Here is a 25,440-nt window from a genome sequence, read left to right as displayed (position 1 = left end):
GAAAACAAAGGTACTTAATTTAAAGACTGAGAAATTGCAGCTTTTGAACTGATCCAGTGCATTTGTTATCCGGAGTAGAATCCCGAATTTTGCCGCCCATAATATGAAGCAGTTTATTGTAAGGGAACGGCGTTATACAAGAGACCATGAATGGGTTGATTTTTACGGGGATCATGCGATGACCGGTATCAGCTGGTTCAAGCTGATCGGATTCCGGCAGATACAGAAGGTATTGTTTGTACAGCCCGTTACCGGTTTCAGGCGGGAAGGGGATGTGCTGGCGGTGATCGTTGGTAATGATTATCAGATAACGGCGCATATGCCGGTGGATGGTAATGTGATCAGGATCAATGAAACGCTGCTGTCGGAACCTGTACTTCTGCTTGATGATCCCGGAGGGGAGGGATGGATCGCGGAGATCGCGCCCTGGGAAATCAATCACAACACAAGGTTGCTGTGCGAGGAGGAATATGATCAAAAGTATAAACGGCCGGCATGATGCAGAATAACGAGATCGGGACAGGAAAAGAATTAGAGTTGCAGGGCGAAGCGCTGTTGACGGAACGGGCCGGATTTTTTGAATCCGACGAGCGGTTTCATGAGCTTTATCCGTTGCCCATAGCGGCACTTGCCCGGCGGCACTGGACCCCGATTGAAGTGGCAAGAAGTGCTGCGGCATTCCTTTCCACCCATAAAGATGTCCGGATACTGGACATCGGTTGTGGTGTCGGTAAGTTCTGTTTGTCTGCAGCCTATTTTGCAGCGGATGCCCGGTTTTACGGTGTGGAGCAACGGGCTTCATTATTGCACCAGGCAGAAGAGGCGAAGAAGGTACTGCAGCTGGGAAATGTCCATTTTATACATGCCAATTTTACACAGCTTGATTTCAGCAACTACGATCATTTCTATTTTTTCAATGCATTCTATGAGAACCTGGACGGAACGGAAAAGATCGATGACAGTATCGCTTATTCCAATGAATTGTTTGACTACTATAACCGCTATCTCTACCGGTTGCTGGATCAGAAACCTGCAGGTACAAGGATGGTGACCTATCACAGTATGGAGGATGAAATGCCTGCGGACTATTATGTAGTGGATGAACTTTCCAATAACCTGCTTAAATTCTGGATAAAGGCTTAAATTAAAATTTTCAATGAGTACAGTAATTACCCCGGCGTTACGGGAACGGTGTGAAGGCACTTGCGAACTTTGCGCGGCGGACACCGCGGTTGCGGCATTTGCGGTGAGTCCGAAAAATAATGATGCCATCGAACATGAAGTAGCGTTATGCCAGACCTGTCTGGAAGCGCTTGATAACGGGGATGCGGCCCGCCACTGGCAGTGTCTGGCAGGCAGTATCTGGCATTCGGAACCTGCTGTACAGGCATTGAGCTATCGTATCTTATACAAGAATAAAGAGCAATCCTGGGCGGAGGATATTTTGAATTCAGTGGAGCTGGATGAAGCGGTCGTTCACTGGGCGATGACGGTATTTGAAGAAAAGGCGGTGCACCGCGACAGCAACGGAAATGAATTGCAGAACGGCGATACAGTAGTTCTGACACAGAATCTGAATGTTAAGGGTACCAGTTTTACCGCACCCAAAGGAACGGTTGTCCGCAAGATCCGGCTGGTGGCCGGTGACACCGGGCAGATCGAGGGCAAGATCAATGAACAGGTAATTGTGATCCTTACACAATTTGTACGTAAATCCTGATGTCCGCTATATTCAGGCCAAAGCTGTTTACCACTTTAAAGGGCTACACCCGGGAGCAGTTTGGCAAAGACGCTATGGCGGGCCTTATCGTTGGCATTGTTGCCCTCCCGCTGGCGATCGCTTTTGCAATCGCTTCAGGTGTATCTCCTGAAAAAGGGTTGTATACCGCCGTGATCGCGGGTTTTATCATCTCTGCCCTTGGCGGCAGCCGGGTGCAGATCGGCGGACCCACCGGTGCATTTATTGTGATCGTTTACGGAATTGTGCAAACCTACGGAGTGAACGGGTTGATCATCGCTACTTTTATGGCAGGAATCCTGCTCATTCTTATGGGAGTGCTCCGGCTCGGATCCGTTATCCGGTTTATTCCTTTTTCGCTTATTACCGGCTTCACCAGCGGAATCGCGCTCATTATCTTTGCCTCCCAGATAAAGGAGCTTTTAGGATTGAAGATGGGAGCCATACCTGCGGATTTTGTGGACAAATGGATTGCCTATGCCAGCAACTTCGGATCTGTGAATCCCTATGCAGTTCTGGTTGCTGTGATAACGGTACTGGTCATGCAGTTCTCCCAAAAAATAACCCGGAGGATTCCCGGCTCGCTGATTGCATTGTTTATTACAACCGGCCTCGTTCATTGGCTGCATTTGCCGGTAGGCACGATCGGCGACCGGTTTGGGGCGATCCCGTCTTCCCTCCCCGGACCCCATATGCCGTCCCTGGATCTTGCAACCATCAGGCAGATGCTGCTTCCTGCCTTTACGATCGCATTGCTCGGGGGAATCGAATCACTGCTTTCGGCAGTTGTGGCGGATGGGATGATAGGAGGGCGTCACCGGTCCAATACGGAACTGGTGGCCCAGGGTACCGCAACTATTTTTTCTGCAATATTCGGCGGCATACCGGCAACGGGAGCCATTGCCCGAACTGCTACCAATGTGAAAAGCGGGGGACGCACCCCCGTGGCCGGAATAATCCATGCGCTGACATTACTGCTGATCATGTATGTTGCTGGGAAATGGGCAACGCTGATCCCCATGGCCACGCTGGCCGGTGTGCTTGTGGTGGTAGCGTATAACATGAGCGAATGGGAAAGTTTTCGCTCGGTGCTCCGCGGCCCTAAAAACGATCGCGTCATATTGCTGGTGACATTTCTGCTTACCGTTTTTGTTGATCTGACGGTGGCTATTGAACTGGGAATGATCGTAGCGGCATTCCTGTTTATGCGCAACATGATACGCAGCAGCGGGGTGACGCGTTTGCCGGTGAACGCAGCGGAAGAAGATGCGTTGGAAAATTATACAGCGGTTCCAGCAGGAGCCGAGGTGTTTGAAATTACGGGTCCCCTGTTCTTTGGTGTAGTATATAAATTTCGCGATGCCATGAAATTTATCGACCATGATCCCCGGGTGCTGATCATCCGGATGCGGAAGGTGCCGATCATCGATGCTACCGGTATCAAAACACTACGAGACATGCACGCGGATGCCGTAAAACGTGATATTAAGCTCATCCTTTCTGAAATTGAAAGCGAACAGGTAATGACCGAGCTGAGAACCTCAAGGCTGTTGTTTGCGATCGGAAAGGCAAACGTGACCTCCAGCTTTGCAGAAGCTATTGAACGCAGCCGTCTGTTCTGCAGCGGCAGCGCGCAACACCGTTAAAACTCCAGGACCCTGTACACAAAATAACACTGCTGCCGGCACATCCCGCAAGGCGCTGAAAGCTTGATTGGCCGTTGTGGCTTTTCTGTACAGTTTTTTGACTATACCCTGATAAGGTCTTATGTCTCCTTGTGACTTTGGTGATGATAAATTCCCGATTTCGTAACAGGCAGCGCCGTAAGCTCCTGTACATTTGCGATCTTAAAATCAGCATCACAAATCATTATGAGCCGTAGTTCCTTTCTGTTAAAGCATTTGCTGTTTATCAGCCTCGCTTTATGCCTGACCCTGGTATCCAATGCACAACAATTACAACTGTCTGTAAGCGACAAGAACCATACTCCTGTTTCACTGGCTTCTGTTTATATTGATGATAAGCTGGCGGGGTTTACGGATAAAACGGGTCTTTTTTCAGGGAAGGAACGGATGCGGGAGCGCTTTATTCTTCGTATCGAATCGCTGGGGTTCGAACCTTTTGCAAAAGAGCTGCTCCGCGATACCTTACCTCCCGTGCTGAACATTGCTTTGGCAGATGGAGGGATGATGGATAATATTGTTGTTACAGCGGGCCGGCGGGCAGAGAACATAGCAACGGTTCCTTCCTCTGTGACCATACTAACGGGAAAGATATAGAAACACAAAGCCAGATCACCACGAATCTTTCGGCGATACTTGGCAACGCTGTTCCCGGTTTGGCGCCTGCCAATAATAAAGCAACCAATTCGGGGCAAACCCTGCGCGGCCGGTCGGTGCTGGTACTGATCGATGGTATTCCGCAATCGACACCGCTGATGAACGGCCAGCGGGATATCCGAACGATCGACCCGGCGGTTATTGAGCGGATAGAAGTAATAAAAGGTGCTACTTCCATTTATGGTAACGGGTCTGCGGGAGGTATCATCAATTATATTACAAAAAAGACAAAGACCGGAGATCCTGCTTTTGGAGGCGCTTCGCTTTTAAGAGGTACGGTTCAGCCGTTTAATACGTCCGGGACCGCTGGCTACAGGGCCTCACAAAGCGTTTACGGGCGTGTTAAAAAATGGGATTATGTTGCCAGCGGCACCATCGAGTATACCGGTGTGCAGCGGGATGGGGAAGGTCAGGTGCTGGGGCAGACAGACGGACTATCCAACAGTTATCAATACAATGCATTTGCAAAGCTGGGATACCAGATCAACGAAAATTCTTCTCTGACGGCCTTCTATAATTTTTATTCCAGCACCTCACACGCAAAATATATCACAGAGAACGGAGTATACGGAGAAAAGCCTGCGATCGGCATCAGAGGCGAAGACCCCGGCGAACCGGCAGGAACGCCATTCAATCATAATGCTAGGATCACCTATTCCCGGAAGGAGCTCTTTGCTTCCACACAACTGGATGTTACGGCCTATATCAATTCCTTCCGCTCCATGAATCGTTATGTGGCAAGCGCTACCGCGTGGTACGGTCCGGGACAGACAAAGATCAATTCCCGGAAGAAAGGCCTTCGCATCAACTTAAGCACACCTTTTGCTGTCGGTGGCCGACTGGCAGAAGTAACCTATGGCCTGGATGTGCTGAACGATATCACTGATCAGGACCTGGTAGACGGCCGGGTGTATATTCCTAATATGAACATGGTGAACATTGCACCGTATGCCCAGCTGAAGCTGGATCTGTTGCAGCAGCTGATCTTTAAAGGTGGGGTGCGCTATGAGAATGCAAAAGTTACAATAAAGGATTTTAACACCATTGCTACCGGCCCCGGCAACGAAGGCAGCATCTTTGTTACCGGTGGCGAAATCCCCTACAGGGGCGCTACATTCAACGCGGGGCTGAGATACAATAAGTATGAAGCATTCAATCCTTTTGTCAGCTTTTCGCAGGGCTTTGCGATCAATGAACTGGGGCGTATCGTTCGCCGGGCCACAGACAGCGATCTGGATAGCCTGAAAACGGATCCCATCATTACCAATAACTATGAAGCAGGTTTTTCCAGCACCTTCAGCATCTTTAACCTGACGGCCGCTTATTTTATCAGCACGTCGAAACTGGGAGTGGAGCTTGTTGATGTGGGTGGATATTTTATGCCGCAACGGCTTCCTGAAACCATCCGGGGATATGAGATCGCATTGAGCGTTACTCCTTCGTCTGTGTGGAAATTCGGCGGCTCCTATGCTTATGTGGAAGGAACATCAAAGAACGATGATGGATCCGAAAATTATCTGAACGGCTCGCGGATCGCACCACCAATGGCTACCGGTTTTGTACACTTTACACCTGTTCCTGCTTTCAGCCTGCAGCTGTTCTGGCTGAATACCGGCAAACGGGACCGGTTTGTAAAAAATGCAAAAGGGTTGTATAACGGGAATGAAGGCCCTGTGAAACCGGTTGACCTGTTTAATTTCGCTGCTGCCTATAACTTCAGCAAAAAAGCCAGGCTGGGACTGGGAATTGAAAATATATTCAATAAGACCTATTATACGGTGCTGAGCCAGTATAATGCCAATAATACCACCTATTTCCGGGGACCGGGAACAACGGCTTCTCTAAATATCAGCTACACATTCTAAATGGACCGGAAACTTTTTTTTCAGATACATAAATGGCTGGGCCTTGTTACAGGCCTGATCGTTTTTATTATCTGCATTACCGGATGTATTTATATATTTTATGATGAGCTGAAACTGAAGATCTATCCGGATCGCTTCCTGTTGTCTGAAAACTACCGGGACCAACAGCCGTTACCCCTGAGCAAGCTGATTGCCTCCGCAGAAGCGGCTTTGAAAAACGGGGAAAAATTATCCAGGGTGGATCTGTATCCGGCCAAGAACCGCAGCTGGGTGTTCCGCTTTACCGGGATCAATAAAAAGGGATTCGGGTTTAACCGTTATTATAAGTACTACTGGCGGGTATATGTAAATCCCTACACCGGCAGTGTGGTGAAAGTAGAAGATGCAAAGAAAGAATTCTTCCAGTTGGTATTGCACCTGCACAGAGGCCTGTTGCTGGGGGATACTTATGGTACTCCTGTTACCGGCACTGCGGTAGCGCTGTTTTCAGTTTTGCTGATAACAGGACTTGTGCTCTGGTTCCCCCGGCGATGGACAAAAAAGAACCTGAAAAAGCGGGTGTGGCTCGATACAACAGTAAAATGGAAGCGGCTTGTTTACGACATTCATCATGTTGCGGGCTTTTATGGTTTTCTGCTGGCCTTTGTTGTGTGTATCACCGGATTGGTATTTGCGTTTGACGGGGTAAAGAAAAGTTATACCGGTTTTTTTAATTTGTTCTGCGGAACCCAAAACATACCACATCAGCCGGTCCCGCCGGTGGCTGCCCGTTATGAAGATCCTTTGGACAATGCGCTGTATCACACGCTGTCCAATAACCCCGGTGCAGATATGATGTCTGTCCGCATGCGGGGGGCCACATCAAAAGAGATCGATATACAGGTGCGGCTGACGAAGGACCGGACGGGTGATTTTAAATGGTATTATTTCGACAGCACCGGTCAGCAGGTAGCCCGGATCAGAACAGGTGCTTCACTGCCCCTGGGCGAACGGTTGGTTTCGCTCAATTACGACATTCATACCGGTAATCTTTTAGGTATGTCTTCAAAGCTCATCCAGTTTATTCTTATCTTGTTTTGTGCTTCATTGCCCGTTACCGGCTATATAATGTGGTGGAATAAATCAACGAAAATAAAAAAACGGCGTACCGGGTCACATCTATAAAACTATTGCCGCCGGTCTTTAACGAGCGGTAATTTTATATTTGTAACGCATTGCTGTCTTCCCTGGTGCATCGATTTTGTGCTTTTTTACGGATGTTTTCTGCTGCTCCCCGGGCAAAAAAACAACATGAGATTGTTTAAATTGCCAAAACACTGTAAATTCGGTACCTGATACTGGTACATAAGCGTGTGCGTTCATTCATCATTAACGAAATGCCTGTAAATTGAAAACGATTGAAAAGCTGGTTGTTCTTGTTGCGGAAAAGGATGACCAGGCGGCCTTTAATGACTTGTTCAGACATTTTTTTCCCGGTCTTTTCCCTTTTGTATTGGCTATTGTAAAAGATAAACAAAGGGCGGAAGAGCTGATTCATGATGTGTTCCTGAAGCTATGGGAAAACCGGAAGATGCTTACAGCGATACAAAATATCTCCAGCTATATCTTTATTGCATCCAGGCACGCCTGTATCAGTTTTACCCGGAAAAGGAAACAGGTCTTCACGGATGAAATAGCCGATGAACTGGTCTATACAATGGTTACACCCGAGACGGACCTGGTCTCAACTGAAAATATGACGCTGATCGAAGAGGCGATCCGCTCCCTTCCGCCTAAATGCCTGCTGATTTTCCGATTGATAAAAGAAGAACAGCTGAAATACACCGAAGTTGCCAGACTGCTGGATATCTCCGTTAAAACGGTGGAGACCCAGATGATGATCGCTAACAAAAGAGTGGCGGCCGCACTGCTTGAATCCCTGCCGGAATACAGCTCCAATATACCTTCCAGGGCCCAAACAGCAGGTAAATAAGCTCCAGGAAAAAAATAATTCAAAAAAAAACGGAACCGCTTTCAGGGTTCCGGTAGCTGAAAAGCGTCTTTATAACAGAACGGTAATCAAATGGAACAAACCAGATTGTTCGAGCTACTATTAAAAAGAAAAGAAGGGATCATTAACCTGGATGAACAGCTAGAGTTAAAAAGACTGATGAGCGCGTATACTTCAACGGAAGTAATCGAAGAATATCTGAATGTACTGTTTGATCATCGTTTGGTGGCGGAAGGAGTTACGGACCCGGACTCAGTTGAACGATCGCTTGAAGTGCTCAATAAAAAGCTGGAACATACGAACCGGGCAAAGCGGTTGAACCGGTGGCGACCGGTAGGGATCGCCGCTGCAGCGATTTTCCTGGTTGGTATCGGCTTGTTCGGGTTGTTTCACTATATGGGCAGCCCGGGCGCGATGCAAGTGGTGTCTACAAAGGGGCAGTCAAAAACCTCACTGGTACTGCCCGACGGAAGCAAAGTCTGGATCAACGAGAAAACGGTGCTGCGGTTCAGCAATGACCTGGGAAGGGAGCAACGGGAGGTTTACCTCGAAGGGGAGGCCTATTTTGATATCGTCAAAAATAAGAACAAACCCTTTGTGGTGCATACCAGGAATATGGATGTCAGGGTGCTGGGGACCGAATTTAATGTAAGGGCTTATGGAAATGAATACAGCTCTGAAACGACACTGATAAGAGGACGGGTGGAAGTGTTATTAAATCAGAAAAAAGAAGAGAAGGTGGTCCTGCACCCCAATGAGAAACTGGTGATTCAAAATAAGGATGGCAGTAACCGGAAAAGAGCTGCGGAAAGCGGAGATACGGCGAGGCCGGTAATAGCGATCAGTAAGGTATTTCCTAACGGGGCCGATTCCGGTTTTCTGGAGACGCAGTGGTTGAAAGACAATATCCGTTTTGATCAGCAACCATTGAAGACCATTATCCCGATGCTGGAAAAATGGTATGGGATCACTATTGTGCTGCATGACCCATCGTTAGGAGAAATGCGCTTCAGCGGAAAAATAGATAAAGAAACCCTGCCGGAAGTGCTGGAGTCGTTCAAACTGTCGGGCGGTATACAGTATCGGATGGATAAGGATACCGTGATCATCAGATAAACATTGTCTAAACCAATATAAAAGGCCTATGGGTATATAAAGAAAAAAAGTGGAAATGCTGTCACATTTCCACCAAATTAAACAATTGAAAAATTGCTGAAAGCAATTTGCTGGTATCAATTATTAATTCAAACTCAAATGTATGAAAAAAAATGATTGCCCTGCTGTAGGTGGGTTAGGGTCGTTATGTGTGAAATTTTTCCTGATAATGAATGGTGCTGTTTTATTAATTCTGTTTAGCTCCCTGCAGGTGTTCGCCCTGGAGGGGCGTTCCCAGCAGAAAATAGATCTTGACCTCAAGGGCAAGACCATCGTTTCCGTGATAAAATATATTGAGAACCGGTACCAATACAGGTTCTTCTATAATGATAACGATGAATTGAACAGCCGGAAAGTGGATATTTATGCCAGCAAGGCGAGCATTGACGATGTAATGGACAATCTGCTTAAGAATTCCTCGCTCTCTTATAAAAAGATGAACAGCGGTATGGTGGTGATCGTCGGGTATCCGAGTGAAACCGTTTCTTTGAATGTAAAAGGCGTTGTCACCGATGAGGCAGGGGCGCCTTTATCCGGAGTAAATATTGTGGAGAAAGGAACCACGAACGGCACCACAACCGATGAGAACGGCTCATTTTCCATTAAGGTTGCAGACAGCAACGCCATCCTGATCATTTCGATAGTCGGGTATCTGAGTCGTGAGATCCCGGTAAACAACGGGGAGGCAAAGCAGATCACCTTGCAGAAAGAGGAGAACCGGCTGGATGAGGTGGTAGTGGTAGGATACGGTACCCAGCGAAAAAAGGATTTGACGGGTTCGGTTGCGCAGGTTTCCAATAAAGACCTGCAGGCCGTTCCGGTTTACAATGTGGGGGAGGCGCTCCAGGGGAGGGCCAGCGGTGTGTCTGTAGCGCATAATTCGGGGGCACCGGGTTCGCGGGTCCAGGTCAGGGTTCGGGGGGGCAACTCCATGATCGGCAGTAATGATCCGTTATACGTTGTGGACGGGTTTCCGATAGCAGGCGGGATCAATTTCCTGAACCCTGCCGATATCGAATCCATTGATATCTTAAAGGATGCATCAGCAACCGCAATTTATGGGGCCCGGGGCGCCAACGGCGTGGTAATGGTAACCACCAAGCGGGGAAAGGGCGGCGCCAGAAATGAGATCGCCGTCAACAGCTATTACGGGGTGCAACAAACGGCAAAACGTTTCGACATGCTGGATGCCCGGCAGTACGCGACCGTAGTAAATGAGTTTTTAAAAAATGACGGGAAAGCGCCCTATTTTAATTTGGATGATATACAGGGGCCGGGAACAGATTGGCAGGATGCGATCTTCCGGGATGCCCCGGTGCAAAACCATACACTGAGTTTTTCGGGGATGAACGAAAGGACCAACTATTCGATGTCCGGTAATTATTATGAACAGCAGGGTATCATTATTAACTCCGGTGCTAAGAAGGGGTCATTCCGGCTGAACCTGGATCATGAGATCAAAGACTGGCTGAAAGTTGCCGTGAATCTTAATTTATCCAGACGGCAACAATATACGGTGCCGGTAGATAACGGCCGGAGAGGTAACAATATGTTTTCGGGAGCGTTGTCTGCACCGCCAACCAGTCCCATTTATGACAACAACGGATTGCCGGTGCGTATCGGAGAAGCCTATCCGTTTACGGATCCCGGTGATATGAGGAACCCGATGTTGTGGGCAGCGCCCTATAAGAACCAGACCCTTGCAAATACCGTGTTGCTCAACAATGCGTTTACATTTAAATTAACAAAAGAACTTTCCTTTGTATCCCGGATCGGACTTGAATATGAGAACTCGATCAGTGACGGATTTACGCCGATCATCTATCCCAACGACCGTGGCAGTGCTTCCAACAGCAGCACCTACTGGAACTCAGTTTTGAATGAAGAAGTACTGACCTATGAAAAGGCATTCACCGGCGGGCATAAGCTGACGGCTACCGGTGGGTTCACCTATCAGACCTATATGACGAGAAACTCCGGGATCTCTGTTTCCGGGTTTCCCAATAATAATACCGAGAACTATAACCTGGGATCGGCAGAGACCATCAACCCGCCCACCTCCGGTATTTCCAGGTGGAGCCTGGTCTCCGGCCTGGGGCGCGTGAACTATTCGTTTCTGGACCGGTATTTCGTGACAGGAAGTATCCGCGCTGACGGATCTTCCCGGTTTGGAAAAGACAATAAATGGGGGATCTTTCCTTCGGGAGCACTGGCGTGGAGACTCTCGGAAGAACGGTTCATAAGAGACAACCTGACCTTTATCAATAATCTTAAGCTCAGGGCCAGTTATGGTATCACCGGTAACACGGCGCTTTCACCTTATCAGTCCCTGGACCGGCTTTCACCGGTGAAATATATTTATAACGGCAATACAGAAAATGTGGGCTATGCCCCATCGGGGATCGCAAACAGCCAGCTGAAATGGGAGACCAGTAGTGAGCTGGACCTGGGGCTGGACCTGGCAATACTGACCAACCGGCTGGGTTTTACATTTGATTACTACAAGAAAAATACCAAGGATCTTTTGGCATCGGTACCCCTTCCGCCTTCTGCCGGTTTTGGCTATATGTTGCGCAATGTCGGGGAAATTCAGAACCAGGGTCTGGAATTCAGTGTGAACGCAGATGTGTTGACCGGCGCCTTTAAATGGAATGCAGCGGCGCAGTTATCGACAAACAGGAACAAGGTATTAAAGATCGCAGGAGAAAGTGATATTGTTACTGCAGGACAAACCTCCGGTTTGCCCGGGTATAATCTGGCACGGGTAGGACAACCGCTGGGCGTTTTTTACGGCTACCTGGAAGACGGGCTGGATGAGAACGGATTTATAAAATTTGTGGATGTGAATAAAGACGGCAGCATTACCCCGCTGGACCGGGTGATCCTGGGAAATCCCTATCCGAAATTTGAATATGGATTCAATTCCAGCTTCTCCTATAAGGATGTTAGCCTGACGGTATTTTTACAGGGAGTAAAAGGCAATGACATCTTTTTTGCCACTGCTTTCACAAACCTGAATTCCTTTCAGCGGACACAAAATCAGTTTGCAGATCTCTTCGGCAATTACTGGACGGCGGATAATCCCGACCCGCATGCAAAGTATCCCAAATTAAGCTCCCTGACCCAGATGCGGCCATCCGACCGGTTTATAGAGGACGGCAGCTACCTGCGGGTGAAGTCGGTGCAGCTCTCCTATAGCCTGCCGGTGAAAAAAATGAAACTGGATTGGCTGAGCTATGCCAGTATTTATGTGAAAGCGACCAATCTGTTCACGTTTACCAAATACCCGGGGCTGGATCCTGAAGTGAATACAAGGGGAAGCGACTCACAGTCGATAGAAGACCGGCTGTTCATAGGTACGGATGAAAGCGGGTATCCCAATGCCCGGGTATTCGGAGCCGGGATCGAACTGCGTTTTTAACTGAAATGATTTCAGTAAGCGAATGAAGCCGGATGCCTCTTCTCACACCGGGCGATGATTGTGGAGGCGTGTCATCAGGTCTTTTTAAACTTAAAAAAACAAACGGATGAAAAAGATTATTTTATATATCGGATTTATTGCTTTATGGACTTCCTGTAAAAAACAATTGACAGAGGTCCCAGAAAGTTTTATTTCAAAAGCAAACTATTATAAGAACGCCTCCGATGCGCAAACCGCTATTACCGGGGCCTATTCGGCCCTGGCGGACAATTATGGCATCAATTACTGGCTGTTTTTGGTAAATCATTCGGATTACGAAGAGGGGCGCGGATCGCAGGCGCCGATATCGGTGTTCAGCCAGATCCTGGATGTGGCTAATATCGGCCGTGCCGGCGATATCTGGTCTACGTTTTACAGTACCATCAACCGGGCCAATTCGGTCCTGGAAAATGTTCCTGCAATCGAAATGGATGAGACCCTGAAGAACAAGATCCTGGCAGAGGCGCACTTTTTAAGAGGGATGTCCTATTTTAACCTGGTCAGGGGATTCGGTCCCGTACCGTTAAAAACAAAGGAAAGCGTGGATGCCAGTCAGGTTGATGTGCCGCGGTCGTCAGAAGATGAAGTGTATGCACTGATCATTGAAGATGCAAAAGCGGCGGTGGACGGGCTGCCGGAATCGGTGGGTGCCGAGACCGGAAGAGCTTCAAAAGGAGCGGCAAAAATGCTGCTGGCAAATGTATACCTGACGCGGGAAAAATGGGCGGAAGCGGCAAAAGAAGCAGATGATATCATCAAAAGCGGAATATACACATTGGTGAATGTGCAAAAATCTGATGACTTTTATAAGATCTTTGCTGTAACAACCAGTACGGAGGACGTGTTATCCATCCATCATTCCGATTCACGGCAATCGACCCTGCCCAATTACCTGCACCGCCCCAATACGCCGCCGTATAACTACAGCAGCGGCGGGGTGTATGCATGGCTGCCCAATATGAAATCATTTCTTGCTGCCTGGGATGATAAGGATCTCCGCAAGAATTTTAACTTATATAAGAAATATCTCGGACCGAACGGTGATTCAGTACTGCTGCCTTCCGCCACACCGGTGCTGTTCAAAAAGTTCATCACCGGAAATGACGGCCTGGCAACCTATAGCGACCCCGTATACCGTTATGCAGAAGCCTTCCTGGTATTTGCAGAGGCCGATTGTATGGCAAACGGAGGCCCCACGGCGCAGGCACTGGAACGCCTGAACTGGATCCGGAGGCGGGCATATGGATACAGTCCTGCCACACCATCGGCAGCGGATTTTGCACCCGGAATGAACCAGGAGCAATTCCGGGATACGGTGCTGAAGGAACGGGCGCTGGAATTTATTGCCGAGGGACAACGGTGGCACGATCTGAAAAGAACAGGAACAGTAAAGAAGGCAATGGGCCTGGTGGGGCGCACCGTTATTGATGCCCGGCTGTTGTGGCCCATTCCGCAGGAGGAAATCGATAATAACGGCGCACTCTCGCAGGCAGACCAGAACCCCGGCTACTGATGATCCGGAGTAGAACGGACGGTCTCCGGTAATTGCGGACCTGCAGGAATGCGACCCCGCAGACCGGCGGACAGAACAGTTAAATCCTATTCAATAATAAAAATTCTTAAGTAATGAACTATAAATCGATCCTGTTACTGATGGTAATGGTGGGGCATTTTCTAACCGGTCATGCAAGCGCGGGAGGAGAAGCTCCCAAAACGTATACGGCCGATATCTGTGTTTATGGCGGCACCGCAGCAGGTGTGATCGCTGCCTACACCGCTGCGAAGTGTGGCGACACGGTGCTGTTGATCGAACCCGGAAACTGGATCGGGGGGCTGACCACGGGGGGACTCGGACAAACGGATGCGGGCATAAAAGATGCCATTACCGGGTTTTCCCGGCAATTTTACCAGCGGGTGGCACAAAAATACCGGCAATCCGGAGAGCAATGGACATTCGAGCCGCGGGTGGCTTCAGCTGTAATGAATGATTTTCTGAAAGAAGGGAAAATACAATTACTGACGCAGACACAGCTTGCAGCGGTAACAAAGAACGGTACATCAATAACAGAAGCACATTTCTCCCGTCAGGCAGCAGGCACCGCTATTGTGGTACGTTCAAAACAATTTATTGACTGTACTTATGAGGGAGATCTGATGGCCAGGGCCGGTGTATCCTATTTTATTGGACGGGAGGATAATACCGTGTATAAGGAAACTTTAAATGGATTTCAGCTTCCGGAGTATCATAAACAATCCGGTTATCACCAGTTTCCCGACGGGATCAGTCCCTATAAAACACCCGGGGACCCCCAAAGCGGGCTGCTGTGGGGCATTTCCGCCAATCAGGCAGTCGCACCCGGAACGGGTGATAAAAAAGTACAGGCTTATAATTTCAGGATATGTCTTACCGACAGTGCTTCCAACCGCATCCCTATTACACGTCCCGCTGGTTATGATCCTTCAAAATATGAATTGCTGATCCGCCTTATTGAAGCGCAGCCGGAAATGAGAGGCATTAACCATTACTTTATCTGGAGCAAGATGCCCAACCGCAAAACGGATATCAACAACCGGGGCGGTTTTTCTACGGATATGATCGGGATGAACCAGGACTGGGCGGAAGCGGGCTATGCCGAACGGGAAGGCATGATCCGGGAAAGTATCGCCTATACAAAAGGGCTGCTTTATTTCATGTCCACGGATAAAAGAGTTCCGGATACCCTGAGGAATTTTATCCGCAACTGGGGATACCCCAAAGATGAGTACAGGGACTTTGATCATTTTACACCACAGCTTTATGTGCGCGAAGCCCGGCGGATGGTGGGGACTTATGTGATGACGGAACATAACTGTACCGGGGAGGTAACGGTTGAAGATGGTATCGGTCTTGCTTCCTATGGCATGGACAGTCATAATTGCGACCGGATTGTGGCGAACGGGATGGTAAAAAATGAAGGGAATGTGGAAGTGCATGTAAAGCAGCCTTATCCGATCGCTTACCGCTCGATCACGCCAAAGGAAACAGAGTGCACCAATCTTCTGGTGCCCGTTTGTTTGTCTTCCAGTCATATTGCTTATGGCTCCATACGCATGGAGCCGGTATTTATGGTGTTGAGCCAATCCGCTGCCATGGCGGCATCCATGGCTATAAAAGAGGAAAAACCGGTTCAGAAAATTGACGTGCAGGGGCTGAAGCAATGGTTGCAGGATGATCCGTTTTTGGAAAAGGGCAAAAAATAAGTTTATCTGTAAAGACAGTTACGAATTATTTAAAGAAACGGGGAGGATCCCCCAAAAAAAATAGTATGAAAAGAAGGAAATTCATTCAATCACTGGCGATCGGCAGTGGTGCAATCGTCTCCGGAGGTGTTACGGGAACGCAACTGTTTGGTCCGGCCGGTGAAGCAAGAAATGCCGATATCATTATTTATGGAGGCACAGCAGCAGCGGTTACTGCAGCCGTAAAAGCAAAACAGCTGGGAAAGTCGGTGCTAATCGTATGCCCTGAATTGCATCTGGGAGGCATGACCTCCGGCGGACTGGGGTTTACGGACACAGGAAATAAATCAGTGATCGGAGGACTGGCCCGGGAGTTTTATCACCGGATCTGGTCACACTATGACGATCCCGGTTCCTGGCGCTGGCAGAAAAAAGAACAGTACGGCAATAAGGGACAGGGCACCCCAGCGATGGATGGAGCCAACCGGACCATGTGGATCTTTGAGCCGCATGCAGCGGAGCAGGTGTTTGAAGCATTTATTAAAGAACATAACATCAGTGTATTCCGGGATGAGTGGCTGGATCGTTCCTCAGGGGTACAGGTTAAAAATAATCAGATCGTTTCCATTAAAACATTGAAGGGGAACCAGTATACGGGCAAGGTATTTATCGACGCCACTTACGAAGGGGATCTGATGGCTGCTGCCGGTGTGGGCTTTACCGTTGGAAGAGAGGCGGCTGCGGTCTATAATGAAAAATGGGCGGGCGTGCTCACCGGCGTATTCCATCACGGGCACTATTTCAAGTCCAGGATTGATCCCTACAAGGTCCCCGGAAATCCCTCAAGCGGGCTGCTGCCGGGCATTTCCGGCGAAGCTCCCGGGGCGTATGGAACGGGTGATAAAAAAGTGCAGGCCTATTGTTACCGGATGTGTTTTTCATCGCATCCGGAAAACAGGATCGCGTTTTCGCAGCCTGCCGGATATGATCCGAAGGAGTATGAGCTGCTGGTGCGGGTCTTTAACAGCGGCTGGCGCGAGCTTTTTCAAAAGTTTGACCCGATCCCTAACCTGAAAACAGATACCAATAACCACGGTCCGTTCAGTACGGATTATATCGGCATGAACTATCACTATCCTGAGGCCTCCTATACACTGCGGAAAAAGATCACGGAGGATCACAAAAAGTATCAGCAGGGCCTGTTTTACTTTTTAGCTACCGACAAACGTATCCCCCGGGATGTGCAGCAGGAATTTAATAAATGGGGACTGGCCAAAGATGAGTTTGCAGATAACGGCAACTGGCCGTATCAGTTATATATACGGGAAGCACGGCGGATGGTCAGCGATGTTGTAATGACCGAGCAGGAGATCCTCGGGCAACGGTCGGTTCCGGATCCTGTCGGAATGGGCTCCTATACATTGGATTCGCATAACATTCAGCGATATGTGACCAGCGATGGTTTTGTTCAGAATGAGGGGGATTTTGGCGTGCATGTTCCCAAACCTTATCAGATCTCCTATAAAGCGATTGTACCAAAGGCCGCTGAATGTGAGAACCTGCTGGTGCCGGTATGCCTTTCCAGTTCCCATGTGGCCTATGGCTCCATCCGGATGGAACCGGTATTTATGATCCTTGCGGAATCGGCTGCCACCGCAGCGGTTATGGCCATCGAGAATAAAACAACGGTACAACAGGTGAATTATCAGGAATTAAAAAACAATCTGGTAAAGCAACAACAGAAAATAGAAGGATAAACGGGTATCCGTATTTAACAATGAAAAGAAAACATTTTATAAAATCATTCGGAGTTGGGGCAGGGGCGCTGATGACCTTTAATGGCCTGGCCTCCGGTCCTGTATCTTCAATACCTTCACCGCTCAGGGGTTCCCGGGAGATCAGCTCCGACCTGGTGATAGCGGGTAGTGGTATGGGTGCCTGTGCTGCGGCACTGGCAGCATTAAGGAATGGCTGCTCCGTTACCATGACGGAAGAGACGGCCTGGATTGGCGGCCAGCTGACGCAACAGGGCGTGAGCTGCCCGGATGAACATCGCTGGATCGAATCATTTGGCGCCACAAAATCTTACCTGGAACTGCGGAAACAGATCCGGGAATTCTACAATCGCTTTTATCCTTTAAGCGCACCGGCGAAAGCGGCTGCTTTCTTCAATCCTGGTAATGGTGCGGTATCTAAATTATGTCATGAGCCCCGTGTGGCACTGTCGGTATTGAACAGCCTCCTATTGCCGTATGCCCTTGCAGGAAAGCTGAACCTCCTGTTGCGGACAAAAGTAGTGGCGGCGGATCCGGATGGAGACCTGGTACATTTTGTAAAATGCCGGAACCTGGAAACGGGAACGGAGCATGTGCTCAAAGGCAGCTACTTTGTGGATGCCACAGAATTGGGCGACCTGTTGCCACTGGCCGGTGTTGAGTATGTTTCCGGGGCCGAATCAAAAAGCCAGACAAACGAGTTACATGCCGCAGCAATGGCAGACCCGGCAAACAATCAGGCATTGACCAGCTGCTTTGTACTGGAATACCGGAAAGGCGAGGATCATCGCATCGATAAGCCGGAGAATTACAGCTTCTGGCGGGATTTTGTTCCCCCGTTAAAACCCTCCTGGTCGGGGAAATTGTTGTCCCTGTATTATTCCAGTCCTGCTACATTGCAACCGAAGAAGCTGGGTTTTGATCCCACAGGAAAACCAACGGGTGGTACGCTGAATCTCTGGAATTACCGGCGCATTATTGACGACAGGAATTTTAGCGAGGGATTTTATAAAGGGAACCTGAGTCTGATCAACTGGCCGCAGAATGATTATTTTCTGACCAATATTATTGATGTGGACCAGCAGGCTTTTGACAAGGGCGTGAAAAAAGCAAAGGAGCTGAGCAGGTCCCTGCTTTACTGGCTTCAAACGGAAGTGGAACGGCCTGACGGAGGACAGGGATGGCCGGGACTGCTGCTCCGCACGGATATGCTGGGTACGGATGATGGGATGGCCCAGTATCCCTATATCCGCGAGTCGCGCCGCATCAAACCGGTATTCCGGATACTGGAAGAGCATGTGGGACGCGAGAACCGGAAGCTGGTCGCTTCAGGAGCGGCGGCGGCAAGATCGGCTGCTTTTTTTGACAGCGTCGGTATCGGGTACTATCATATCGACCTGCATCCCTGTACCGGCGGAACCAATTATATCGATTTTGATTCCCTGCCTTTCCAGATCCCTCTGGGCGCGCTATTGCCGCAACGGGTGCGGAATCTGTTGGCGGCCAATAAAAATATAGGCACCACACATATAACAAACGGCTGTTACCGGCTGCACCCGGTAGAATGGGGGATAGGGGAAGCCGCCGGCATGGTGATCGCTTTTTCGCTTCGGAAAAAGACCGAGCCACATGCCATACGCGGGAATAAAAAAATGCTGGAGGAATTTCAGCAGTACCTCGAAGCGCAGGGCGTGTCCCTTCAATGGCCGGAGGAGATCTATAAGTAAAAGGAATCTGTTATGATCAATAAATTACCGGCAGGTTGCACAGTGGGATGCGGTAGACCTTGAAGTAAAAATTGTTTTGTATTATTGACTGCAATAAAACTATTTATCGGATTTGCGTGATACGATTGCTGTTCAATAACGACTGTGATGAATGCTTTTAAAATTAAAACGATATGGATTTTCTGAACGGAGTAAATGCCCTCACCTTAATTTTTTCCGGATTGCTCCTTTTTGCCATTGCTTACCGGTTCTACGGGATCTTTATGGCGAACAAAGTGCTCCGGATCAATGCAAAGAATACAACGCCTGCACATGAGTTCTCCAATGGAAAGGACTATGTGCCCACCAACAAAAACGTACTTTTCGGGCATCATTTTGCCGCCATAGCAGCAGCAGGGCCGCTGGTTGGGCCGGTATTGGCCGCGCAGTTCGGCTACCTGCCGGGCACGCTGTGGATCCTGATCGGATGTGTGCTGGCCGGCGGTGTGCACGATATGGTGGTTCTTTTCGCTTCCGTGAGGCATAAAGGAGAGAGTCTGGCTTCCATTGCAGGCAAGGAGATCGGAAAAACCACCGGGTTTATTGCGGGGATCGCCATTCTCTTTATTCTTATCTTAACATTGGCAGGCCTTTCCCTAGCCTGTATCAGTGCCATGTATGAGGCCCCCTGGTCGCTGTTCACCGTTATTTCCACATTACCCATTGCCCTCATCATGGGCCTTATCATGCGGTATAAAAAAAACAGTATCACGTTTGCCAGTATCCTGGGTGGTGTGTTGCTTATTGTTGCGATCGTAGGCGGGCACCGGCTGATGGAATTTAAAGGGATCGGGGAACTGTTTCACTGGAAAATGAGTACGATTGCAGTGGCCATTACGATCTACGGATTCCTGGCTTCCGTGCTGCCGGTGTGGCTGTTGCTGGTTCCCAGGGATTATTTGTCTACTTATTTAAAGATCGGCACGATTATCATGCTCACCATCGGCGTGGTGATCATCCACCCGGATCTGCAAATGCCCGCGCTGACAAAGTTTGTGAATGGCGGCGGCCCGATCATCGGAGGACCGGTACTGCCCTTTATATTTATTGTGATCGCCTGCGGGGCTATTTCCGGCTTTCATGCGGTGATCGCTACCGGAACCACTCCCAAGATGCTGGGCAATGAAAAGGAGATCCTCTTTGTGGGATACGGAGCAATGCTGGTGGAAGGATTTGTGGCATTAATGGCATTGATCGCTGCCTGTACGCTGATGCCCGGCGATTATTTTGGTATCAACACCCCGAAGGAACTGTATCCCGATTTTCTGCTGCAGAATCCCGGTCTGGTTACTGTGGATCTGGATCATATCAGCTCAAAGATCGGGGTCGACCTGATGGGGAGAACGGGTGGCGCGGTATCGCTGGCCGTAGGCATGGCGCATATTTTTGACAAGATCCCTTTTATGAATGATGTGATGGCCTACTGGTACAATTTTGCGATCATGTTTGAAGCCGTTTTTATTTTAACGGCGATCGATGCAGGGACAAGAGTAGGCCGGTTCTTTTTACAGGAAATGATCGGTACCGTTTTCCCAAAATTCAACGACCGGAACTGGCTGCCGGGGATTGTGATCACCAGTCTTATTTTTACACTATCCTGGGGCTACCTGGTCTATACAGGAAATATCAGTTCCATCTGGCCGTTATTCGGGATCAGCAATCAGCTGCTGGCCGCCTGCGGGCTGATCGTTTGTACGACAATGCTGATCCGTCTTAACCGGAAAAAATATGCATTGTGCGCAGCCATTCCCGGGGTCTTTATGGCTATTATCACCTTCTGGGCGGGCTACGAACAGATCATGAAGATCTACCTGCCTAAAGAGCAGTATCTGCTGGCCTTTCTGGCATTCACTGCTATGCTGCTGATGCTGATCGTTTTCCTGAATACCTTCCGGAGATGGCGGTCCTTACTGCGAAAACGGGCGCTGGAGCTGGATTATTATGGCGACTACGTAAAAGAGATCGTTGAGCGGTAGCTGAATGAAAATAAAACAGCATTAACGGGTTGCCGGATTGATCAATGGTTATAACCGTTCCTGTTCTTCCGTTTTCTTTTTGTTGCCTTTTACAGGCCCGCTGCCAAAATGATAATGTACTGAGATGCCGGCCTTCCGGGTATCGGGTTTGTCGTTGTACCAGTAGTTGACAATATTGCTTTGTGATACGCCCTGATAACGGATGGTATTGAAAGCATCATTTAAGGTGAACTGCAGGTCCAGCTTGCCGGCAAAAAATGATCGTTTGAAACCAATGTCGGTATAGAAATACTGTTTGGTTGTATAAATGCCCCGCAGCGCCGCAGATACATACTGTGTAAAGAGGTCCATTTTTATACCAGCCGGCAACCGGATCTGCTGTTGTGCTGTTAAGGTTCCGTACCATTTCGCGAGCCGGTATTCTCCTTCAAGCTGTGAAACAGGATAGGTCATATAATTCAGATCTGCTGTCAGCTGCAGTTCCCAGAATGAAAAAAGCTGCAGTGGTGCGGCAATGATCAGCCCGGCCTGCTGCATGCTCCCCAGATTGGCGGACCGGCTGCTGACTGCAGCGCTATTGTCATCCCTGAATAGTTTTCTGTTGATATAATTGCTGCTGCGATTGTAGCTGAATGTAAAAATATACCGGTGTTTAAGGGTGTAGGCGGCTGAGAAGACCCAGGCCATTTCAGGCAGCAAATCGGGATTGCCGGCATAATAATAGTAGGGGTCCGTATACCAGCGTACCGGGTTCAGGTCGCTGTAGGATGGACGGTTGATCCTTCTGCTCGCAGCAATATTGACCCTGTCGCCGTTTTTCAAATCCTCCCCGAGCGAAAGGGTGGGGAACAGCTGCAGGTACGACCGCCGGTTGTTGATGTCCTGTTTGACAGTATACCCGTCCGCGTTCGTATATTCTGCGCGCAGGCCCGCATCGATGCTGATGTTTTTTATTTTTCCCGCTGCCGAGAGATAAGCTGCGGCAATCCTTTCGCGGTAAACAAAATGATTGCTCATTGCTTCCGCTGGGATGATACGGCCGTCTGTCAGGGAGTCGAACTGATAGGCATTGTCATTGGTTATTACCGCATATTTGACCCCTGTCCTGAGCGAAAACTTTGGAAAGGGGAGCGTGGCATCAGACTGAACCGATCTGATCCGGATGAATCCCGGCTGGTGCGATAAAAGACTGTATGTACCGGTGATATTGCCATCCGCGTTCGCGCTTTGAGTGGTCATTCTCCCGTCGGAATAATTCCGGTAGGAGGTGTAATGTGCATCTGCAGTGATGTTTTTTCCGGTGGAATCAATATCGAAACGATAATTCAGGTTAACTGCATCATAGTGATAAGGTTCTTTGATATCATTGACCGAATGTATGGAAGAACGCAGGAGGCCCGCCTCATTATACGTGGCGACTGTCGGGCGGTTACTGCTTTTATAGTCATCCAGGTATCCCATGTAATCGATGCCCAGCAGATGTTTGGGCAGGAACTGCCATTCTGTTCCCCCATGCCAGGTATAATAGTTGATTTTGTAATCGGACCGGTTTATCCGCCGGAGTTGTAATGCAGCCCCGTCCTGATAGATCGTGTTGCCACTGGAGCTTTCCCAATGACTGTCGGGCGTTTTATAATCGAAAGAACCAAACAGATTTATTTTTTTACTGTTGCGGCTAAAGGAAATGTTCGCCGCAGGCATCCAGAAGTATCCCCTGGTGATGCCGGTCCTTAAATCCATTGCATAGCCTTTTTGCCGGTTCTTTTTCGGGATGATATTGATAATGCCCGCATTTCCGGCCGCATCCGATTCGGCTGAAGGTGCCATGTCCAGTTCAAGTTTATTCAGGTCTTCCGCGCTGATCCCTTTCAGGTAAGTGGTAAGCTGCTTGCCGGACAGGTAGGTCGTTTTACCATCAATCTGCACATTAATACCCGATGAGCCTCGCATCTGAATAGTTTCATTTTGATCGACGGTGATGCCCGGCATCTTTTTCAGCAGGTCAAAACCGGTAAGCCCTGTTGTAACGGCCATCTGCTGTACGTTAATTATCATTTTCCCTTTTTCCATCCGGATCAGGTGCCTGCTGTTTTGTACCACTACACCCGTCAATGTGGTACTGTCCTCCGGCAGGATGAAATGATGGGTATGCCTGGACGGAACTGTTGCTACAAAAATGGTATCGCAGGATGATTTCAGATAGCCCGTGTGGGAAGCCGTTATAATGTATTTTCCGGGAGAAAGCTTGTCGAACCGGTAATGACCGGAACTGTCACAGCTTTTACTGATAGCCGGCGCACTGTTGCCCGGCTGCTGCAGTGAAACCGTAGCCCCGGGCAGGGCCTTACGGTGACTGTTTTGCACGGTGCCGTCAATGCCTGCTGTTTGTGCTGACCCGCTGGCGTGAACCAGCCATTGGAGTAGTATAAATAAAAGAAGCTTTTTCATTATTTATCATAGGTACGGGAAGGAGGGGCTTTTGAAACCCCTGCCATCACCCGGTACTGTTTATAAAACCCGGGGCTATGTCAAAAGCCTTTTTAGTACTGCGTTAATACCGCTTTTTGAAACAGCCCCGGGCTGACCTTATTTGTCAAAGTGACCTTCAAATTCCATTTCTTTTCCGGCCTGGTCTTTTACCGCCACATGTACATGGTAATGACCGGAGGGCGCATCAGCAATATCTATATGCTGGTGCAAATGATAGGTGGTCTTGCCCGCATAGTCACCGGTTACCGGAAACTCTTTTTCATAACTGCCTCCGTGCACTTCTATGGTGATCGCTGCAATTTTGTTGACTGCAGTAACGGCTCCTTCCACATGTAATTCGCCATTGCCCTCATACGCCACTTCCAGGTCCTTTATGGAAGGAAGTGAAGGGTCTGTCACGATGTTCAGTTCTGCGGCCAGTTCGGTGACGTTCCCCGTCTTATCGGCGATCCTGATCAGCACCTGGTAACGCCCTGTTGCCGCGTCTTCCGGTATATCAATGTGCTCGTGCAATGTGGCGTTCCTTGTTCCGGTATAGCCTTCTGTAAACGTTTCATTGAATTTCCATCCGTTCCCGCTTTCCGGCCGGATCTCTACTGCAATGTTTTCGATCGTTCCGGGAGCGGTGATATCGCCTTCGATATGAATATCGGCTCCCGGATAACCGGTCTTGCTGTTGTTGGCCCCGATCTCCAGGTTGGTGATCGTTGGTTTGGCGATTAATTCCTTGTCGTCTTTTTTACAGGATGCGACCCCTGCCAGAAGTACAATAATAGCGATCGCCCATTTGCTGAAAGGTTGTTGGAATACCATAATAATTGTTTTATTGTTTATGTAGTTAAAAAAATAAAGGGTCATTTGTCCGGATGAAATAGCAGCGACAGGATCTTCCGTCCGGATCAGTGATGCAGAATTAATCAGTAACGGATGGTTGCATTTTATAATTTCCGAAATAATAGAGCCCGCTGTAACGGAATACGGTGAGAGAGTCGCCGCTGATAAAGCCTAACTCCGTTGTTGCCTCCTTTTTGAATTTAAAAGCGCTGTTATTGATGATTTCAATAGCAGTTGCCGGTGTTATGAATGAAGTGTTTTCGCCGGAACCATATTTTGTACCCGTTGCATCAAATTTATAATACCAGTGCTCTTTATTAACGGCCGGCCCCATCCTGTACTCCCTGCCTCCGAAGGTTTTGCCGGCAAACTGGTTAGTGCTTTCAATTTTCAGTAATGTACCGGTGGTGTTGTATTCCATGGCAAGGGCCTTGTACTGCGCAGCTGTGAGTTGATGTTTGCTGTTGACGGCAAACCGGGCTTCGCGGTAATTGTCAGGATCGCTCACTATTACAACCAGCGAATCATCTGTTAAAGTGTAGTTGCCGGTAAAATCTTTTCCGGAGCTTATGAAAACAGCTTTGTTATTTTCTAAAAGTTGTATCAGGTAGATGCTTTTATAAGAATTGCCGGAAGGGGAGATCGTTCCTGCCACAAAATATTCGGTGATCGTGAATGGCTTTTCCTGCTCCTGTTTGATTTTTTCCTTGCTGCATCCGCCAAGTGCCAGTAACCCGGCGGTGATGATATATGGTAATTTGATAAATGATTTCATTCTTATTGTTTAAATGCGTTTTTGTTGGTTTTGACCCGGGTTGCTGTGTAACAGGATC

At 48.8% G+C, this 25,440-nt stretch carries 18 protein-coding genes; 15 read left to right on the top strand and 3 right to left on the bottom strand.

The annotated features are described in order from the left end of the window. The first annotated feature begins 103 nt into the window (after window positions 1–103). The 15 genes from K7B07_RS26550 (at window position 104) to K7B07_RS26470 (ending at window position 21,283) form a co-directional block, all read left to right on the top strand. Entirely contained in the window at window positions 104–499 is a 396-nt protein-coding gene (locus tag K7B07_RS26550; RefSeq protein WP_223713583.1) for a glycine cleavage system protein H, read from the top strand. Beyond that, window positions 496–1,143, top strand: coding sequence for a methyltransferase domain-containing protein (locus K7B07_RS26545; RefSeq protein WP_223713582.1), 648 nt, complete (start codon window positions 496–498; stop codon window positions 1,141–1,143). The genes K7B07_RS26550 and K7B07_RS26545 overlap by 4 nt, the downstream gene beginning before the upstream one ends. 13 nt (window positions 1,144–1,156) lie before the next feature. Then, window positions 1,157–1,720, top strand: coding sequence for a PhnA domain-containing protein (locus K7B07_RS26540; RefSeq protein WP_223713579.1), 564 nt, complete (start codon window positions 1,157–1,159; stop codon window positions 1,718–1,720). Continuing rightward, window positions 1,720–3,384 carry a SulP family inorganic anion transporter gene (locus K7B07_RS26535; protein ID WP_223713578.1) on the top strand — a complete coding sequence of 555 codons (1,665 nt, stop codon included), beginning with the start codon at window positions 1,720–1,722 and terminating at the stop codon, window positions 3,382–3,384. Before K7B07_RS26540 ends, K7B07_RS26535 begins: the two co-directional genes overlap by 1 nt. Before the next feature lie 225 nt (window positions 3,385–3,609). Then, a complete protein-coding gene (locus K7B07_RS26530; protein ID WP_223713577.1) occupies window positions 3,610–4,017 on the top strand; it encodes a hypothetical protein in 408 nt (135 codons plus the stop codon). Beyond that, window positions 4,014–5,942, top strand: coding sequence for a TonB-dependent receptor (locus tag K7B07_RS26515; RefSeq protein ID WP_338041415.1), 1,929 nt, complete (start codon window positions 4,014–4,016; stop codon window positions 5,940–5,942). The genes K7B07_RS26530 and K7B07_RS26515 overlap by 4 nt, the downstream gene beginning before the upstream one ends. Continuing rightward, window positions 5,943–7,106, top strand: coding sequence for a PepSY-associated TM helix domain-containing protein (locus K7B07_RS26510; RefSeq protein ID WP_223713576.1), 1,164 nt, complete (start codon window positions 5,943–5,945; stop codon window positions 7,104–7,106). A 223-nt stretch (window positions 7,107–7,329) separates the two neighbouring features. After that, complete coding sequence (locus tag K7B07_RS26505) at window positions 7,330–7,914, top strand: RNA polymerase sigma factor (protein ID WP_223713575.1); 585 nt, start codon at window positions 7,330–7,332, stop codon at window positions 7,912–7,914. Between the two features lie 90 nt (window positions 7,915–8,004). Beyond that, on the top strand, window positions 8,005–9,048 hold the full coding sequence (locus tag K7B07_RS26500) for a FecR family protein (RefSeq protein ID WP_223713572.1): 1,044 nt from the start codon (window positions 8,005–8,007) through the stop codon (window positions 9,046–9,048). A gap of 142 nt (window positions 9,049–9,190) precedes the next feature. After that, entirely contained in the window at window positions 9,191–12,508 is a 3,318-nt protein-coding gene (locus tag K7B07_RS26495) for a SusC/RagA family TonB-linked outer membrane protein (RefSeq protein WP_223713570.1), read from the top strand. A gap of 106 nt (window positions 12,509–12,614) precedes the next feature. Then, window positions 12,615–14,060, top strand: a complete 1,446-nt coding sequence (locus K7B07_RS26490) for a RagB/SusD family nutrient uptake outer membrane protein (RefSeq protein WP_223713568.1) — start codon at window positions 12,615–12,617, stop codon at window positions 14,058–14,060. A gap of 113 nt (window positions 14,061–14,173) precedes the next feature. Continuing rightward, window positions 14,174–15,787 carry an FAD-dependent oxidoreductase gene (locus K7B07_RS26485; RefSeq protein WP_223713566.1) on the top strand — a complete coding sequence of 538 codons (1,614 nt, stop codon included), beginning with the start codon at window positions 14,174–14,176 and terminating at the stop codon, window positions 15,785–15,787. Window positions 15,788–15,852: 65 nt separating this feature from the next. Beyond that, complete coding sequence (locus tag K7B07_RS26480) at window positions 15,853–17,523, top strand: FAD-dependent oxidoreductase (RefSeq protein ID WP_223713565.1); 1,671 nt, start codon at window positions 15,853–15,855, stop codon at window positions 17,521–17,523. 20 nt (window positions 17,524–17,543) lie between these two features. Then, on the top strand, window positions 17,544–19,268 hold the full coding sequence (locus tag K7B07_RS26475) for an FAD-dependent oxidoreductase (RefSeq protein ID WP_223713564.1): 1,725 nt from the start codon (window positions 17,544–17,546) through the stop codon (window positions 19,266–19,268). Window positions 19,269–19,441: 173 nt separating this feature from the next. Further along, window positions 19,442–21,283: a carbon starvation CstA family protein gene (locus tag K7B07_RS26470; protein WP_223713563.1), complete on the top strand. Its 1,842-nt coding sequence runs from the start codon at window positions 19,442–19,444 to the stop codon at window positions 21,281–21,283. Window positions 21,284–21,331: 48 nt separating this feature from the next. On the opposite strand, the gene K7B07_RS26465 is transcribed toward K7B07_RS26470, so the two are convergent. From K7B07_RS26465 to K7B07_RS26455, 3 genes are all read right to left on the bottom strand, one after another. Next, window positions 21,332–23,731, bottom strand: a complete 2,400-nt coding sequence (locus K7B07_RS26465) for an outer membrane beta-barrel protein (protein ID WP_223713562.1) — start codon at window positions 23,729–23,731, stop codon at window positions 21,332–21,334. A 138-nt stretch (window positions 23,732–23,869) separates the two neighbouring features. Next, a complete protein-coding gene (locus tag K7B07_RS26460; protein WP_223713561.1) occupies window positions 23,870–24,586 on the bottom strand; it encodes a DUF4625 domain-containing protein in 717 nt (238 codons plus the stop codon). A gap of 100 nt (window positions 24,587–24,686) precedes the next feature. Further along, window positions 24,687–25,382, bottom strand: a complete 696-nt coding sequence (locus tag K7B07_RS26455) for a hypothetical protein (protein ID WP_223713560.1) — start codon at window positions 25,380–25,382, stop codon at window positions 24,687–24,689. Between the last annotated feature and the right edge of the window lie 58 nt (window positions 25,383–25,440).

The organism is Niabella beijingensis (assembly GCF_020034665.1).
GTDB classification, from domain to species: domain Bacteria; phylum Bacteroidota; class Bacteroidia; order Chitinophagales; family Chitinophagaceae; genus Niabella; species Niabella beijingensis.
This window is presented reverse-complemented; position numbering and strand designations above follow the sequence as displayed.